Origin of the sequence: Streptomyces seoulensis, from assembly GCF_004328625.1 — a bacterium.
In the GTDB taxonomy this organism is placed as follows: Bacteria; Actinomycetota; Actinomycetes; order Streptomycetales; family Streptomycetaceae; genus Streptomyces; species Streptomyces seoulensis.
In genome coordinates this window covers 620,593-634,862 of record NZ_CP032229.1, presented here as the reverse complement: position 1 = coordinate 634,862, position 14,270 = coordinate 620,593, and the positions used below count along the sequence as shown (strand labels likewise).

The 14,270-nt window shown below is 72.4% G+C and carries 16 protein-coding genes; 6 read left to right on the top strand and 10 right to left on the bottom strand.

Annotated elements, in window-relative coordinates; translation table 11 throughout:
• Window positions 1-82 precede the first annotated feature (82 nt).
• On the top strand, window positions 83-1,606 hold the full coding sequence (locus tag D0Z67_RS02930) for a flotillin family protein (RefSeq protein WP_031181839.1): 1,524 nt from the start codon (window positions 83-85) through the stop codon (window positions 1,604-1,606).
• Between the two features lie 45 nt (window positions 1,607-1,651).
• Here the strand turns inward: D0Z67_RS02930 and D0Z67_RS02925 are convergent, their stop codons facing one another.
• From D0Z67_RS02925 to D0Z67_RS02915, 3 genes are all read right to left on the bottom strand, one after another.
• On the bottom strand, window positions 1,652-2,698 hold the full coding sequence (locus D0Z67_RS02925) for a PucR family transcriptional regulator (RefSeq protein ID WP_031181838.1): 1,047 nt from the start codon (window positions 2,696-2,698) through the stop codon (window positions 1,652-1,654).
• Between the two features lie 101 nt (window positions 2,699-2,799).
• Window positions 2,800-3,003, bottom strand: coding sequence for a hypothetical protein (locus tag D0Z67_RS02920; RefSeq protein ID WP_031181837.1), 204 nt, complete (start codon window positions 3,001-3,003; stop codon window positions 2,800-2,802).
• Between the two features lie 14 nt (window positions 3,004-3,017).
• Window positions 3,018-3,380, bottom strand: coding sequence for a DUF3040 domain-containing protein (locus tag D0Z67_RS02915; protein ID WP_158713895.1), 363 nt, complete (start codon window positions 3,378-3,380; stop codon window positions 3,018-3,020).
• A gap of 179 nt (window positions 3,381-3,559) precedes the next feature.
• Between D0Z67_RS02915 and D0Z67_RS02910 the strand changes: the two genes are divergently transcribed.
• Together D0Z67_RS02910 and D0Z67_RS02905 are read left to right on the top strand one after the other, a co-directional pair.
• Window positions 3,560-3,766 (top strand): hypothetical protein, encoded by a 207-nt coding sequence (locus D0Z67_RS02910; RefSeq protein WP_031181835.1) that lies wholly within the window; start codon window positions 3,560-3,562, stop codon window positions 3,764-3,766.
• A gap of 90 nt (window positions 3,767-3,856) precedes the next feature.
• Window positions 3,857-5,044 (top strand): zinc-dependent alcohol dehydrogenase, encoded by a 1,188-nt coding sequence (locus D0Z67_RS02905; protein ID WP_031181834.1) that lies wholly within the window; start codon window positions 3,857-3,859, stop codon window positions 5,042-5,044.
• 37 nt (window positions 5,045-5,081) lie between these two features.
• Here D0Z67_RS02905 and D0Z67_RS02900 read toward each other — a convergent pair whose 3' ends face one another.
• The gene (locus tag D0Z67_RS02900; protein ID WP_031181833.1) at window positions 5,082-5,429 is read right to left on the bottom strand and encodes a DUF6343 family protein; all 348 of its coding nucleotides are present in this window, start codon (window positions 5,427-5,429) and stop codon (window positions 5,082-5,084) included.
• Between the two features lie 248 nt (window positions 5,430-5,677).
• On the opposite strand from D0Z67_RS02900, the gene D0Z67_RS02895 reads away from it, so the two are divergent.
• Window positions 5,678-6,256 carry a hypothetical protein gene (locus tag D0Z67_RS02895; protein ID WP_051887802.1) on the top strand — a complete coding sequence of 193 codons (579 nt, stop codon included), beginning with the start codon at window positions 5,678-5,680 and terminating at the stop codon, window positions 6,254-6,256.
• 45 nt (window positions 6,257-6,301) lie between these two features.
• Entirely contained in the window at window positions 6,302-7,072 is a 771-nt protein-coding gene (locus D0Z67_RS30075; RefSeq protein ID WP_234312801.1) for a hypothetical protein, read from the top strand.
• 73 nt (window positions 7,073-7,145) lie between these two features.
• Here D0Z67_RS30075 and D0Z67_RS02885 read toward each other — a convergent pair whose 3' ends face one another.
• From D0Z67_RS02885 to asnB, 5 genes are all read right to left on the bottom strand, one after another.
• Complete coding sequence (locus D0Z67_RS02885; protein WP_031181830.1) at window positions 7,146-8,141, bottom strand: iron-containing redox enzyme family protein; 996 nt, start codon at window positions 8,139-8,141, stop codon at window positions 7,146-7,148.
• Entirely contained in the window at window positions 8,138-8,353 is a 216-nt protein-coding gene (locus tag D0Z67_RS02880) for a CDGSH iron-sulfur domain-containing protein (protein WP_031181829.1), read from the bottom strand. Before D0Z67_RS02880 ends, D0Z67_RS02885 begins: the two co-directional genes overlap by 4 nt.
• Before the next feature lie 85 nt (window positions 8,354-8,438).
• On the bottom strand, window positions 8,439-9,104 hold the full coding sequence (locus D0Z67_RS02875; RefSeq protein WP_031181828.1) for a HemK2/MTQ2 family protein methyltransferase: 666 nt from the start codon (window positions 9,102-9,104) through the stop codon (window positions 8,439-8,441).
• A gap of 165 nt (window positions 9,105-9,269) precedes the next feature.
• Complete coding sequence (locus tag D0Z67_RS02870) at window positions 9,270-10,169, bottom strand: glycoside hydrolase family 19 protein (protein ID WP_031181827.1); 900 nt, start codon at window positions 10,167-10,169, stop codon at window positions 9,270-9,272.
• A gap of 286 nt (window positions 10,170-10,455) precedes the next feature.
• On the bottom strand, window positions 10,456-12,297 hold the full coding sequence (asnB, locus tag D0Z67_RS02865; protein WP_031181826.1) for an asparagine synthase (glutamine-hydrolyzing): 1,842 nt from the start codon (window positions 12,295-12,297) through the stop codon (window positions 10,456-10,458).
• Window positions 12,298-12,719: 422 nt separating this feature from the next.
• Between asnB and D0Z67_RS02860 the strand changes: the two genes are divergently transcribed.
• Complete coding sequence (locus D0Z67_RS02860) at window positions 12,720-13,874, top strand: glutathione-independent formaldehyde dehydrogenase (protein ID WP_031181825.1); 1,155 nt, start codon at window positions 12,720-12,722, stop codon at window positions 13,872-13,874.
• A gap of 29 nt (window positions 13,875-13,903) precedes the next feature.
• On the opposite strand, the gene D0Z67_RS02855 is transcribed toward D0Z67_RS02860, so the two are convergent.
• The gene (locus D0Z67_RS02855) at window positions 13,904-14,188 is read right to left on the bottom strand and encodes a hypothetical protein (protein WP_031181824.1); all 285 of its coding nucleotides are present in this window, start codon (window positions 14,186-14,188) and stop codon (window positions 13,904-13,906) included.
• Window positions 14,189-14,270 lie beyond the last annotated feature (82 nt).

The window sequence follows — 14,270 nt, the reverse complement described above, 5'->3', positions numbered from 1 at the left end:
GCTCACCACCGCGTAGTCGTCCACCCCTGACGGGGTGTCATGTGTTCGTGTCTTGCGTGTCTCAACGTATGGGGGCCTGGATATGAGTCCTGTGTTCATCGCCGTGGCCGGAGTCGTCGTACTCCTGGTGCTGCTGGCGCTCACCGTGGTCAGCCGCTACAAGGTGGCCGGGCCGAGCGAGGCGTTCATCGTCACCGGGCGCCGGGGCAAGAAGTCCACCGATCCGGAGACCGGGCGCGTCTTCACCGACAACAGCGGCCAGAAGGTCGTCGTCGGCGGCGGTGTGTTCGTGGTCCCGTTCGTGCAGCAGCGGTTCACGCTCGACCTGTCCTCGCGGCACATCCCGGTCGCGGTGCGCGGCGCGGTCACCCTGCGCGGGGTGAAGGCCAACCTGGACGGTGTCGCCATCGTCAAGGTCGGCGGCACCGAGGACTCCATCCGCGCCGCCGCCCAGCGGTTCCTGATGCAGCAGGACGGCATCGTCGGCTTCACCCAGGAAGTGCTCTCCGGCGCGCTGCGCGCCATCGTCGGCCGGATGTCCGTGGAGGACGTCATCCGCGACCGCGCCGCCTTCGCCGGGCAGGTCGCGGAAGAGGCCGAGTCGAGCCTGTCCGGGCAGGGCCTGGTGCTGGACGCGTTCCAGATCCAGGACATCACCACCGAGGGCTCCTACCTGGAGGACCTCGGCCGGCCCGAGGCCGCCCGCGCCCGGCAGGAGGCCGACATCGCGGAGGCCGTCGCCCAGCGGGCCGCCGAGCAGGCCCGGCTCAAGGCCGCCGAGGAGATCGCCGTCGCCCAGCGGACCTTCGCGCTGAAGCAGGCGGAGATCAAGGCGGAGACCGACGAGGCCGCCGCCCGCGCCGCGGCGGCCGGACCGCTCGCCGAGGCCGCCCGCCAGCAGGAGATCCTCCTGGAGCAGGAACGGGTCGCCGAGCGCCAAGCCGCGCTGACCGACCGTCAGCTCGACACCCAGGTCCGCAAGCCCGCCGACGCCCAGCGCTACGCCGCGGAGCAGGAGGCGGAGGCCCGCAGGGTCGCCCGCGTCAAGCAGGCCGAGGCGGAGCGGCTGGCGGCCATCGCGGCGGCCGAGGCCGAGGCGGAGCGGTCCCGGCTCACCGGTGAGGGCGAGAAGCAGCGCCGTGGCGCGCTGGCCGAGGCCGAGGCCATCGAGGGTCTCAAGCAGGGTGAGGCCGAGCGGTCCCGCCGCGCGGCGGCCGCCGAGGCGGTCCGGCTGGAGGGCGACGCGGAGGCCGCGGCCATCACCGCCAAGGGCAGCGCCGAGGCCGAGGCCATGCGCAAGAAGGCGGACGCGTACGAGCAGTACGGTGACGCGGCCGTCCTCCAGATGCTGGTGGCCGTGCTCCCCGAGGTCGTCGCCAAGGCGTCCGAGCCGCTCAGCGCCGTGGGCAAGATGACGGTCATCTCCACCGACGGCGCCGGCCGGATTCCCCGCGCGGTCGCCGACAACGTGGCCCAGGGCCTCGAACTGCTCGGCTCCACCACCGGCGTCGACCTGACCCAGCTCCTCAAGGGCGTCACCGAGCGTGCCGCCGCGAGCGTGGAGCGTCCCGCCACGGACAACGGCAAGGTCGAGATCACCGGCTGAGCCGGGAGAGCGGACGGGGGGCCTGCCTGCGCGCGGGCCCCCCTTTCACAGCTCCCGCGCGGGCCACCCCAGCAGTCGCGCCCCGATCACGGCCGTCTGCAGCGTGTACCGGTGCACCGGGTCGGCCGGATTGTTGCCGGTGAGCTGGTGGATGCGCTCCAGCCGGTACGTCAGCGCGCGCACGCTCAGCGCCAGCCGCCGCGCCGCCTCCGCGCCCCGGCACCCCGAGTCGAAGTACGCCTCCAGCGTCCCGAGCAGCGGCTCCGCGCCCCCGCGCGCCTCCCGCAGCGGGCCCAGCGCGCTCAGCACGAGGTCGGCCATCGCCTGCCGGTCCCGCAGCAGCACCGGGTACACCAGCAGGTCGGCCGCGCGGACCACCGGCTCGGGCAGTCGCAGCAGCTCCGCCAGCTCCAGGGTGCTCAGTGCCTCCTCGTACGACTGCACCACGCCGCCCGCGCCCTGCCGGGGGCGGCCGAGGGCGACGCGGCCGCAGTCCGGGGTGGCGCGCACCTGCTCGGCGAAGCAGTGCAGCACCTCTTCCTGGTCGCCGGGGGCGATGCAGATCAGCCTGCCGTTCTTGGTGGTCAGCAGGACGCGCCGCTCACTGAACCGGGTGAGCAGCGCCGACTCCACCTGCCGGGTCACCGGGGCGGTGTCGACGTACGCCTCCGGGCCCTCCGCGACCGCGACCGCGTGGGCGTGGGAGAGCACGAGGCCGAACCGCTCGGCGCGCTCGGCCAGCCGGCCCAGGTCGCTACGGCCGTACAGCAGGTCGTCGATGAACTCCCGCCGCGCGGCCTCCTCTTGGCGTACGGCGAGCCGCTGCGCCCGCTCGTACCCCTCGGCGAAGGCGTCCACCGCCTGCTCGACGGCGGCCAGTGTCCAGCCGGCCGAGCGGGCCGGGGTGCCGTCTGGCCACGCGGTCCGGGTGGCCGCCAAGTGGCCGCGCACCAGGGCCCGGAGGCTGTGTCCCGCCTCGGCGGCCCGTTCCCCGAGGGCGCGCCGCTCGTCCAGTTCCGTACGGGTGGGGCGCCTGCCGGTGTGGGAGACCTCGGCCAGCATCCGTGCGTAACCGCCCAGGTACCCGGCCATGTCCAGCTCCGTCACCCCGCGCCCTCCCGCTCTCCCCGACGTGATCCGTCCGCTTGAGCCTATCCAGCGGAACCGGTCATCAGTACGGGTGGTGAGAGGGTTCAGTGGGCCGCCGCGCCGAACTCCGCGTGCTGGGTGCGCAGCGCGACCGCCGAGTCCTCCTCGGGCGGGCGGCCGTAGCGAAGCCGGCGCGCCTCCTGCCGGGCCTCCCGCATCAGCTCTCGGAACTCCTCCTCCGTGAGCCGGCGCCGGGGGCGCGGCAGATTCGTTTCCCCGGCTTCCTCGTCGTTCCGTTCTTCCGGCATCTCCCGGTCCCCCCTCACACCTGCGACGGATCTATCGGCCACGGTGTCTTCAGGCCGGCCCGCTCCGCCGCCTCCCAGCGACGGCACGCCCGCACCACCAGACCCACGAGACCGGCCACGGTGAACAGCCATACGACGGCGATCGCCCAGGTCAGATACGGCTGACGGAAGACGATGTCGAGGCCGAGCAGCGTCAGAGTCGTCAGCGTGCCCAGGACCACCCCCAGCGCGAGCCTCCGCGGCCGTGCCCAGGCCGCCGGTCCGCCGGGGTCGCGCATGGTCCGCAGCCGACGGGCGAGCACCTTGTCCTCGCCCAGGCCTCTCTCGATCTCGGCCAGTCTGCGTATTTCCTGCGGGGTAAGGCTCGGTGCGCCCACCGTGAACACTTCCTCTGAGCTGTTGATACGACTGGGTGCGGGTATCCGCCTGCTTTGTCCTGAAACGCGAAACGTTCAATTTCTTGGTCCCCTCGGCTCCGCATGCCCCGCCCGGCCAGGGGTACCCGCGACGGACCGCCCGACGCGGTGACCCCGACCCCTGACCAGGAGGAACAGCCATGACCGAGCGGCATCACGCCCGGCGCGTCCCCAGGGACCTGCCCGACCAGCAGGCGAGCCACGGCAGGGACCCCTGGGACGCGCCCACGAAGGACGACGCCCAAGAAGTGCCCGACACCGACGAGGCGGGCGCCGGCCCGCGCGGCGCGCCGGAGACCGCCGGGGTGCGCCCCGACCAGCCGGTACCCGACGAGCCCTCCGGCTGACACCGGGAGTCGGCGCGGCCGTTGGGTAAGCCCCGGAGCGCCGGGTACCCGGCCGGGGCGAGCCGCTGTACCCACATCATTGGAGGCGACATGCGTGCTCTCACCTGGCAGGGCAGGAAGGACGTCCGGGTCGACACCGTCCCCGACCCCCAGATCCAGGACCCCACCGACGTCATCGTCCGCGTGACGTCGAGCGGGATCTGCGGATCGGATCTGCATCTGTACGAAGTGCTCGGCCCGTTCCTCGACGCCGGTGACATCCTCGGCCACGAGCCCATGGGCATCGTGGAGGCGACCGGTTCCGAGGTGACCTCCCTCGCCCCCGGCGACCGTGTGGTGGTGCCCTTCAACGTCTCCTGCGGCGAGTGCTACATGTGCGGCCAGGGCCTGCACTCCCAGTGCGAGACCACTCAGGTCCACGACCACGACAAGGGTGCCTCCCTGTTCGGCTACACCAAGCTCTACGGCCAGGTCCCCGGCGGCCAGGCCCAGTTCCTCCGGGTGCCGTTCGGCGACCAACTCCCCGTCAAGATCCCCGACGGCCCGCCCGACCAGCGCTTCCTCTACCTCTCCGACGTACTGCCGACCGCCTGGCAGGCCGTCGAGTACGCCGACGTACCGCCCGGCGGCACCCTCGTGGTCCTCGGCCTCGGCCCGATCGGCGAGATGGCCTGCCGCATCGCCCGGCACCGGGGCGTCGAGAACGTCATCGGCGTCGACCTCGTCCCCGAACGCCTCGCCCGCGCCCGCCAACACGGCATCAGGGTCTACGACCTCGGCGAGTACGGCGACGACCTGGCCGACGCGATCCGCGACGTCACCGACGGACGCGGCGCGGACTCCGTCATCGACGCCGTCGGCATGGAGGCGCACGGCGCGCCCCTCGCCAAGGCCGCCCAGTGGGCCACCGGCCTGCTCCCCGACGCCCTCGCCCAGCGCCTGATGGAGAAGGCGGGCGTCGACCGGCTCGGCGCGCTGCACCTGGCCATCGACATCGTCCGCCGGGGGGGCACCGTCTCGCTGTCCGGCGTGTACGGCGGCATGGCCGACCCGATGCCGATGCTCACCCTGTTCGACAAGCAGATCCAGCTCCGCATGGGCCAGGCCAACGTGCACCGCTGGGTCGACGACATCCTCCCGCTGCTCACCGACGAGGACCCGCTGGGCGTGGACACCTTCGCCACCCACACCCTCCCGCTGGAACAGGCGCCCGCGGCGTACGAGACGTTCCAGGCGAAGAGGGACGGCATGATCAAGGCGGTCCTGGAACCCTGGTGAGGAGTGCGAGGTCCAACTCCGCCGAGGAAAGCGGCAGTCAGGCGTCCCGCCGAGGAGTGTGACCCGCGCGTTCGCGCGCCAGGCGCAGCAGGACCACGACGAGGTCCGCGGCCGCGAACAGCGCGAGCACACCGCAGATGACGGCCAGCACCGTGAGCTGGGTCGGGTCCGGCACGTCCTGCCGGCCCACCGCTCCCGCCCAGACGGCGAAGACCACCGTACCGAGCACGAAGACCGGCAGCCCGGCCACGCTGAGCACCAGGCGGAGCTTCAGCGCGCTGCGGGCGGTGACCGGTTCGGTCCCGGTGCGCTCCCGGCGGCCGGCCGTGCCTGAACGCGCGCGCGGCACGCGGGCCGTGTCGTCCTGAGTGTGCCGTCGGCTCATGCCCTCATCCCCGTCCAGGTCGCGAGGAGCCGTCAAGGACTCCGAGGAGGGAGGCGGCCCGCCGTACGACGGACGCCGGGCCGCGCGGTGCCGACTCCGCGTACCCGTCCCCACGCGCGGGCAATCACCCGCCCGCGCGCCGGGTCTTCGGCGGTGTGCGGGAACGGCGCCGGGGTACTCGGGCGGAGTAACCGGCAGGCCGTCGATCCGGCCGCCTCGTCCACTCAACTCACCCAGCGGGAGAGGCGATGTCCACCGCAACGCTGCTCGCCATTCTGATTCCCATCGTGGTCATCCTGATCCTGATCGCCGCGGGCGTCTGGCTCATGACGCGCCGTCGCAGCCGCCGCCTCCAGGAGAAGTTCGGCCCCGAGTACGACCGGGCCGTGCAGTCCGGCGAGAGCAGGCGGGAGGCCGAGCGCGAACTGCAGGCCCGCGAGAAGCGGCACCGCGACCTCGACCTGAAGGAGCTGTCCCCCGAGGAGCGGGACCGCTACGCCACCGAGTGGCGGGGCACGCAGGAGCGGTTCGTCGACCACCCGGCGCAGAGCGTCGACGACGCCGACCGCCTGGTCACCCAGCTCATGCGCGACCGCGGTTACCCCACCGAGGGCTTCGAGCAGCAGCTGCGGGACCTGTCCGTGGAGCACGCGCAGACCCTGGAGCACTACCGCGACGCCCACGACGTGAACCTCCGCAACGAGAACGGCGAGGCGACCACCGAGGAACTGCGCGGCGCCATGGTGCGCTACCGCACCCTCTTCGACGACCTGCTGGGCAGCGGCCGTCCCCCGCACCACGAGAGCACCGGGCACGACGCGGCCTGACCCGGCGCGCACTTTCATCACGGCACGAGCGGAAACGAGGTTGTCATGTCAGATCGGCACACCAACAGCGGCCCCGGCGAGGGTGAGTTGAGCACGGAGGACCTGGCCCGCCCCGGCCGGGACAGCCGTCCCGACGCCCGCTCCGGTCCCCTGTCCGAGCCGCGTGGGGACGCACCGTCCGACACCGGCCACGACGCCGCGCCGGACGCCCGCTCCGGCCCGCTGCCCGGGGCGCGCCCGGACCGCCCGGCCGACCCCGCGGTCGACCCCACGGCCGGTCACACGGCCGACCGCGCGCCTGCCTCCTCCGACACGCCCCCGCCGGCCTACCCCGGTGAGGCGTCGGTCCTTTCCGACGACCGGCGGGACGCCCCAGGCGGCCGCACCGCCACCGGCGATCGGGAGAACGTACCCGGGCGGACCGCCACGGGCGAGCCGGCCGGCGCTCCCGAGCACACCCCCCTGGCCGGGCGGGACGACCACGACCGGCGCCCGGACGCCGACCAGCGGCCGGACGGTGGACAGCCGCGCTCGGTGGACGAGGGCGCCGACCCGCTGATCGCCCACCAGGAGGCGGACACCTACCGCGAGCGCTGGGCCAAGATCCAGGGCACCTTCGTCGACGACCCCAAGGACGCGGTCCGTTCGGCGGACGCGCTGGTCGCGGACGTCATCCAGTCGCTGGCCGCGACCTTCGCCGACCACAAGAAGGAACTCGAGGGCCAGTGGAGCCGCGGCGAGCAGGTCGAGACCGAGGGCCTGCGGGTGGCACTCCAGCAGTACCGCACCTTCTTCAACCAGCTCCTGGACGCCTGAGCCCCGCTCACGCCGTACACGGACAGCGGCCCGGACCTCGTCGGTCCGGGCCGCTGTCCGTGTCGTACGACGGTCACGGCAGCGGCGCGCCGCCTGTCCGCAGGGCGCTGTGCTGCTGGCGCCACGCCTTCAGCACCTGCGCGCCGAGCCGGTCCTCCAGCAGGCCGGTGGCGTGCACGCCGAAGGCGATGTCGGGTTCGAGGTACGGTTCGTCGGCCAGCAGCCCGCCGACCACGTCCCGGCGGACCACCTGCTCGTGCACGGCGTCCGCCTCCACGTGCTCGTCGTAGAACCGCTGCGCGGCCCTTCCCGCACCGGCACGGCGCATCGCCGCCGCCATCCGGCGGGAACCCGGCGACGAGGTCACCTCGACGGTGGCGAAGTGCCCCACCAGGGCGCCCCGCAGCGCGCGGTGCAGCCCGAACAGGGACATCAGGTTGACCGTGGCCAGCGCGACGGCCGGCGCCCGGTCGAGATAGTGGCCGTAGGCGGTGTCCAGGCCGAGGTCGTCCATCAGGTCGGCGTAGAGCCGGGCGTGGATCTCCTCGGGGCGGCCGGCGCCGAACTCGTCGAACTCGACGGCCACCATGCCCGCCTTGGCCCGGCCGCGCAGCCTCGGGATGACCCAGGCGTGCGGGTCGGCCTCCTTCAGGTGGTACAGCGAGCGCAGCGCCGCGTACTCGGTGAGCTGCCACAGCTCGCCGTCGCGCTGGAGATGGTGGCTGACGCTGCTGTCGTCGTGCCCGACCGGCTCGACCAGCAGCGCGTCCAGCGCCTCCCCGGCGCTCGTGCCCTGCGGTACGTCCCGGCGCAGGGCCGCGAGGAACGGCCGCTCCAGCGAGCGGCGCAGCGCCAGCAGCCCGGGGTCCCACTCCAGCTCGTCGGGCACGCCCGCGAAGCCCCGGTAGTGCAGCTCGTAGAGCACGTACAGGGCGAGCTGGAGGTCGTCGCCGTACGGGTCGACGGCGGGCGGGACCGTGCTGTCCAGGGCGGTGTCACCGCTGTTCAGCGCGGCGACGACGGCGGCGGACAGGACCCCGCGCGGCTGGGGGAGTGCGGGCGCGGTCACCGGGTCTCCTTCGCGGACTTCGTGCGGCGGCGGTGGCTGGTGTCGCACCAGGGGTAGATGCGGCTGCGGCGGCAGACGCAGAGCGCGACCGTGAAGCGCCGCGAGGTGACGACCGTGCCGTCCGGGAGGGTCACCTCGACGGGTCCGGGCAGCAGCAGCGGGCCGTCGGGGGTGATCGTCACGCTCGTCGCGTTCTCGGCTTCTCGGCCCACGGCCGACCACCGTCCTTCCGGCTCGGGTCCTCGGGTCCGTCCCGCACGAGTACCCGCTGAAGGCCGCCGAAACGGGCCGTACGGGTCACCGGCGCACGGCGCGGACCACCACCAGCTCCTCCTCGTCCTCGTGCCGGTCGCGCAGCATGCCCCGGCTGTGCAGCCAGGAACGGCGCTCGCGCAGCACGGGGCCGAAGGGCACGGTGGCCCGGTCCACCACGGTGGCGTCCAGACCCGCGCCGGTGAGCCGGTCCAGGGTCGGCGCGGTGCCGCACAGCGCGGAGTGCACCAGGAGCAGGACACCGCCCCGGTGCAGCACTCCGGCGCCGGCGTCGCAGATCCGGTCCACGAAGATCCGCCCGTCCGGCCCGGCGTCCCAGGCGCGCGCGGAACCCCGGCTCGGCGGCCTCAGGGCGGGCGCGGGCACGTAGGGCGGGTTGCTCACCACCAGGTCGTACCGGCGGCCCGGCACGGCCGAGACGAGGTCGCCGTGGCGCACCGAGATGCACTGCCCGGCGAGCAGCGCGTTGCACCACGCGGTGGCCAGGGCCCGCCGGGAGATGTCGACCGCGGTGACCCGCGCCCCGCGCGCGGCGGCCCGCACGGCCAGGGCGCCGCTGCCGGTGCACAGGTCGAGCACGGCGGAGCGGGCGTCCAGGTGCTCCTTCTCCAGGACGCGGGCGATGAGATCGGTGTCGTGCTGCGGGGTGTACACGCCCGGTGGTGTCGGCAGGGCTGCCAGTGGTCCCATCGTCCGCCTCCCGGGCGCTGGACGTACCGTGTGCCGTCTCTGAGTGCCCTTTGTCGCGGCACCCACACCTCGGGCACCTCGGTGCGGCGCCCGGTGACGCACGAGCGCGCCACGGCCGGGGTGGCCGTGGCGCGCCGGGAGCGTCGCCTCGTCAGCTGCGGAGGTTCAGCAGTAGAGGTTGCCACCGGGGGAGACGCCGAGGATCTGCGCGAAGCGCTGGTAGGCGTCGACGCGGCTCTGCACCTGGCCCGGGTTGCGGCCGTCGCACTCCAGGGAGCCGTTGATGCTGCGGATCGTCTGCCCGAAGCCCGCCTGGTTCACCATGGCGTTGTGCGGCGTCATGGAGCCCGGTCCGGACTGGGTGTTCCAGTACCAGAGGCCGGTCTTCCAGGCGACGGCGCTGTCGTTCTGCACCAGGTTCGGGTTGTGCAGCAGGTCGATGCCGAGCGCGTCGCCCGCCGCCTTGTAGTTGAAGTTCCAGCTCAGCTGGATCGGACCGCGCCCGTAGTACGCCGCCTGCCCGGCCGGGCAGCCGTACGACTGGCTCCAGTCGCAGTACGTCGGGTAGTTCGCGGTGTTCTGCTCGACCACGTAGACCAGGCCGCCGGTCTCGTGGTTCACGTTGGCGAGGAAGGCCGCGGCCTCCTGCTTCTTCACCGTGTCACTGCCGGTGTTGGCGAAGCCGGGGTAGGCGCCGAGCGCGTTCACCAGCCCGCTGTAGGAGTAGAACGAGTTCCGGTTCGGGAACATCTGGTTGAACTGGGCCTCGGTGACGACGAAGTTGCCGACGGGCGTGGTCCCGCCGCCGCCGTCGCAGTTGTACGGGTCCCAGTACCAGGTGCTGATGATCGGGTCGTAGCCCGGGTTGTCGTGCTCGGCGATGTACGCCTTGCCGTCGGTGTACCGGACGATGTCACCGGTCCGGTACGACTTGCCGGCCACCCAGTTCGGGTAGCTCGAACAGGAGGCCGCGGGGGCGGCGGAAGCGGCCGGTGCCGGCAGCAGGGCGGGTGCCACGGCGAGGGCGAGGGCGGCCAGCGCGGCGGAGATGTGCCGTCTCGACACTGAATCAACTCCTAGATGTGCCACGGCCGTTCCAGCGCAGGGCGGAGCGCGGGCGCGCTCACTGCGGGTATGCCGGAGACACCGGCGAAGGCGTGGGGGGCGGCCGTGATGGGGGGTGTGAGGCCACACTCAAACGCATTGGTCTGTACCAGTCAAGAGGATGTGCTGAAGAAGGGTGAAGTTCAGTCAACTTCCCTTTGCAGAAAGGGAGTCGGGCGGCGGGACGACGGCACACAAAAGGGTGCGGAGGGCGCCGTCGACGCCCTCCACACCCCTGCCGCGCGGCTCAGCCGAGGGTCACCTCGGGTGCGTACAGGTCCAGCCAGGTCGCGAGGTCGAGCGTCCGCTCCAGCCCTCGCCGGGCCGCCTGGGCGCCGGCCAGGGACCCGCTCTCCGCGATCCGGCGCACCTTCTCCCGGTCGAGCAGGTCGAAGACCCGGTGGGACGGCTTGGCCAGCAGGTCCATGACCTGAGTCTGCAGGGCGCGGCCGTAGCCCGGGTCCTGGGTGGAGGGGTAGGGGCTCTTGACCCGGTCGTAGACCGAGCGGGGCAGCACGTCCGCCGTTGCCTCCCGCAGCAGGCTCTTCTCTCGGCCGTCGAACGACTTCAGCGCCCAGGGCGTGTTGTAGACGTACTCCACGAGCCGGTGGTCGCAGAACGGCACCCGCACCTCCAGCCCGACCGCCATGCTCATCCGGTCCTTGCGATCGAGCAGGACGCGCACGAACCGGGTGAGGTGGAGGTAGGACATCCGCCGCATGCGGAACTCCAGGTCGCTCTCGCCGTCGAGCCGTTCGACCCCGGCGGCCGCCGTGCGGAACCCGTCCGCGATGTACCCCTTCAGGTCCAGCGCCTCCGTCAGCTCGGGCCGCAGCACGCCCGTGTCGTCGCCGAAGTGGCGGCCGAAGCGCACCAGCCAGGGGAAGGTGTCCGCCTGCCGGGCCTCCTCGTCGAAGAACTGGAGGTAGCCGCCGAACACCTCGTCCGCCGACTCGCCCGACAGCGCCACCGTGGACCGGTCCCGGATGGCCCGGAAGAGCAGCAGGAGGGAGGCGTCCATGTCACCGAACCCGGCCGGCAGGTCGCGGGCGCGGATCACCTTCTCGCGGACGGCGGGGTCGGCGAGGGACTGCACGTCCAGGACGATGTCCTGGTGGTCGGTGCCGGCGAGCCGGGCCACGTCGTGGACGTAAGGGGTGTCGGGGGTCCCGCGCAGCTCGTCCGCGACGAAGTTGTCCGTCTGCCCGGCGAAGTCGACCGCGAAGCTGCGGACCTTCTCGCCCTGCTCCGCGAGCTGCCCGGCGGCCAGCGCGGTCATGGCGGAGGAGTCCAGGCCGCCGGAGAGCAGGGTGCAGCGGGGCACGTCCGCGACGAGCTGGCGGCGCACGATGTCGTCCAGCAGCGTGCGGACGGTTCCGATCGTCGTGTCCTTGTCGTCGGTGTGCGGGCGGGTCTCAAGCCGCCAGTACACCCGGGTGCGCGGGCCGGAGCGGTCGACGGTGACGACGGTGCCCGGCTCGACCTCGCGCATGCCGTCCCACACCGCGTGGCCCGGCGTCTTGACCATGGTGAACAGCTCCCGCAGCCCGTCCAGCGCGACCCGGGGGCGGACCAGCGGGTTGGCGAGGATCGCCTTGGGCTCGGAGCCGAAGAGGACGCCGTCGGCGGTGGGCTGGTAGTAGAACGGCTTGATGCCCATCCGGTCGCGGATCATCACCAGCTTGTCGTGCCGCCCGTCCCACACGGCGAAGGCGTACATGCCGTTCAGCCGCTCGGCCACCGAGTCGCCCCACTCCAGGTAGCCGCGCAGCACGGCCTCGGTGTCGGAGTCGGTGGTGAACCGGTGTCCCCGGTCGCCGAGTTCGCGGCGCAGCTCGGTGAAGTTGTACGCCTCGCCCGAGTAGACGAGGGCGACGTTCCCCTGGGGCGTCGCCACCGACATCGGCTGGCGTCCGCCGGGCAGGTCGATGATGGCGAGCCGGCGGTGACCCAGCGCGGCGGGCCCCTCGGCCCAGACGCCCCGGTCGTCCGGACCCCGGCAGGCCATCGTCTCGGTCATCGCATCCAACACGGCGTCCTCGGCGCCGAGATCACGGTCGTAGGACACCCAGCCGGTGATGCCGCACATGTGCTGTCTCCTTCCTCCGGCGCACGGCCGACCCGTTGCTGACCTGCGGTTTCCCGCGATCTTCGGTCCGGTCGCCAAACCAGTTGTATCGAGCACCTATATGACGAGCGTCCGCCCGGCACCGGCCCCGGTCAACGGCCGCGTAACCTCCACGACACGTACCACCGCCGGTTTCGGGCCGCACTTTGCCGAAGCGAAAGCCGGTATCTGCCGGGTGAGCAGCGCGGGGGCGCCGCGAACCGGCCACAGGCAAAAACTTCGCCAATCCGCACGGAGGTTGCAGCGCCCCGCCAGGGGGCGTTACCTGGAAGCAACGGCGGTGGAGCGAGGGCCACGGGCCCCGGCACGGCCACGCCTTCCGCGCGTCCGGCACCGGCCCGCCCCGCCACCGCGATCCGGCACGAGACGCGGAGGTGACGCAGGTGAAAGCCGTTGTCTACGAGAGGCCCTTCAGCGTCACGGTGACAGAGGTCGACGATCCGCAGATCCAGCACCCCAACGACGTGATCGTCCGCATCACCTCGTCCGCGATCTGCGGTTCCGACCTGCACATGTACGAGGGGCGCACGGCGGCCGAGCCGGGCATCGTGTTCGGCCACGAGAACCTGGGCGTGATCGAGGAGGTCGGCGACGGCGTGACCTCGCTGTCCGTGGGGGACCGCGTCGTGATGCCGTTCAACGTCGCGTGCGGGTTCTGCAAGAACTGCCTCGCCGGGGAGACCGGGTTCTGCCTGACGGTGAACCCCGGCTTCGCGGGCGGCGCGTACGGCTATGTGGCCATGGGCCCGTACACGGGCGGCCAGGCGGAGCGGCTGCGGGTGCCCTTCGCCGACTTCAACTGCCTGAAGCTGCCCGAGGGCGACGAGAACGAGACCGACTACATCCTGCTGGCCGACATCTTCCCGACCGGCTACCACGGCTGCGAACTCGCCCAGGTCTCACCCGGCGAGACGGTCGCGGTGTACGGGGCCGGGCCGGTGGGCCTGATGGCCGCCTACTCGGCGCTGCTGCGCGGGGCGTCCAAGGTGTTCGTGGTCGACAAGGTGCCCGAACGGCTCGCCAAGGCCGAGGAGATCGGGGCCATCCCGATCGACTTCACCCAGGGCGACCCGGCCGAGCAGATCAAGGCCCAGACGAACGGCGAGGGCACCGACAAGGGCATCGACGCCGTCGGCTACCAGGCCCAGAAGGGCGACGAGAGCGGCCACGAGGAACCCGCGATCGTCCTCAACCAACTGGTCGAGACGGTCCGCCCCACCGGCCGGCTCGGCATACCGGGCCTGTACGTGCCGTCCGACCCCGGCGGCCCGGACGAGAACGCCAAGCACGGCCAACTCCTGGTCCCCATCGGCAAGATGTTCGAGAAGGGCCAGAAGATGGGCACCGGCCAGTGCAACGTCAAGAAGTACAACCGCCAGTTGCGCGACCTGATCGCCTCCGGTCGCGCCCGGCCCAGCTTCGTGGTCTCCCACGAACTCCCGCTGGAGGACGCCCCGCAGGCGTACGACAAGTTCGACAAACGGATCGAGGGCTACACCAAGGTGGTACTGCACCCCGGTCACGACCTCGCGGCGTGAAGGCGTGAACCGGGGCTCCGGCCCGCCCCTCAGGCGTGCTGGGCGGTGATCTTCCGTCCCGGCGCCGCGTGGTGGGCCGGAGCGTCCTCGTCCGAGGTGCGCAGCCGCTGGAGCCAGAGCGTCGCCGTGACCAGCAGCCCGGCGAACAGGGTGAGGAGGAGCACGGAGACCCACATCTGGGCACTGCCGGGATGCATCCACCCCGTCCAGACCGCGGCGGTGAGCCACAGGGCCACGCCGGTCGCGTAGAAGGCACGCACCCGGCGCAACTGCCGTACGGCTCGCAGGATTCGGGAGTGATCGGTCTTCGCCATGCGGCCCCCTTACCCCCGATCGCGCTCCGCACGACCCCTCCGCCCGAGACTCTTGCCGCCCGGCAACTTCGTCCCGGTGTGT

Bases quoted from the DNA above. Each gene is read 5' to 3' on its own strand.
- D0Z67_RS02930 (WP_031181839.1), top strand. From the start codon at position 83: ATGAGTCCTGTGTTCATCGCCGTGGCCGGAGTCGTCGTACTCCTGGTG.
- D0Z67_RS30075 (WP_234312801.1), top strand. From the start codon at position 6,302: ATGTCAGATCGGCACACCAACAGCGGCCCCGGCGAGGGTGAGTTGAGC.
- D0Z67_RS02855 (WP_031181824.1), bottom strand. From the start codon at position 14,188: ATGGCGAAGACCGATCACTCCCGAATCCTGCGAGCCGTACGGCAGTTG.
- D0Z67_RS02910 (WP_031181835.1), top strand. From the start codon at position 3,560: ATGACCGAGCGGCATCACGCCCGGCGCGTCCCCAGGGACCTGCCCGAC.
- D0Z67_RS02900 (WP_031181833.1), bottom strand. From the start codon at position 5,429: ATGAGCCGACGGCACACTCAGGACGACACGGCCCGCGTGCCGCGCGCG.
- D0Z67_RS02920 (WP_031181837.1), bottom strand. From the start codon at position 3,003: ATGCCGGAAGAACGGAACGACGAGGAAGCCGGGGAAACGAATCTGCCG.
- D0Z67_RS02925 (WP_031181838.1), bottom strand. From the start codon at position 2,698: ATGGCCGGGTACCTGGGCGGTTACGCACGGATGCTGGCCGAGGTCTCC.
- D0Z67_RS02895 (WP_051887802.1), top strand. From the start codon at position 5,678: ATGTCCACCGCAACGCTGCTCGCCATTCTGATTCCCATCGTGGTCATC.
- asnB (WP_031181826.1), bottom strand. From the start codon at position 12,297: ATGTGCGGCATCACCGGCTGGGTGTCCTACGACCGTGATCTCGGCGCC.
- D0Z67_RS02905 (WP_031181834.1), top strand. From the start codon at position 3,857: ATGCGTGCTCTCACCTGGCAGGGCAGGAAGGACGTCCGGGTCGACACC.
- D0Z67_RS02875 (WP_031181828.1), bottom strand. From the start codon at position 9,104: ATGGGACCACTGGCAGCCCTGCCGACACCACCGGGCGTGTACACCCCG.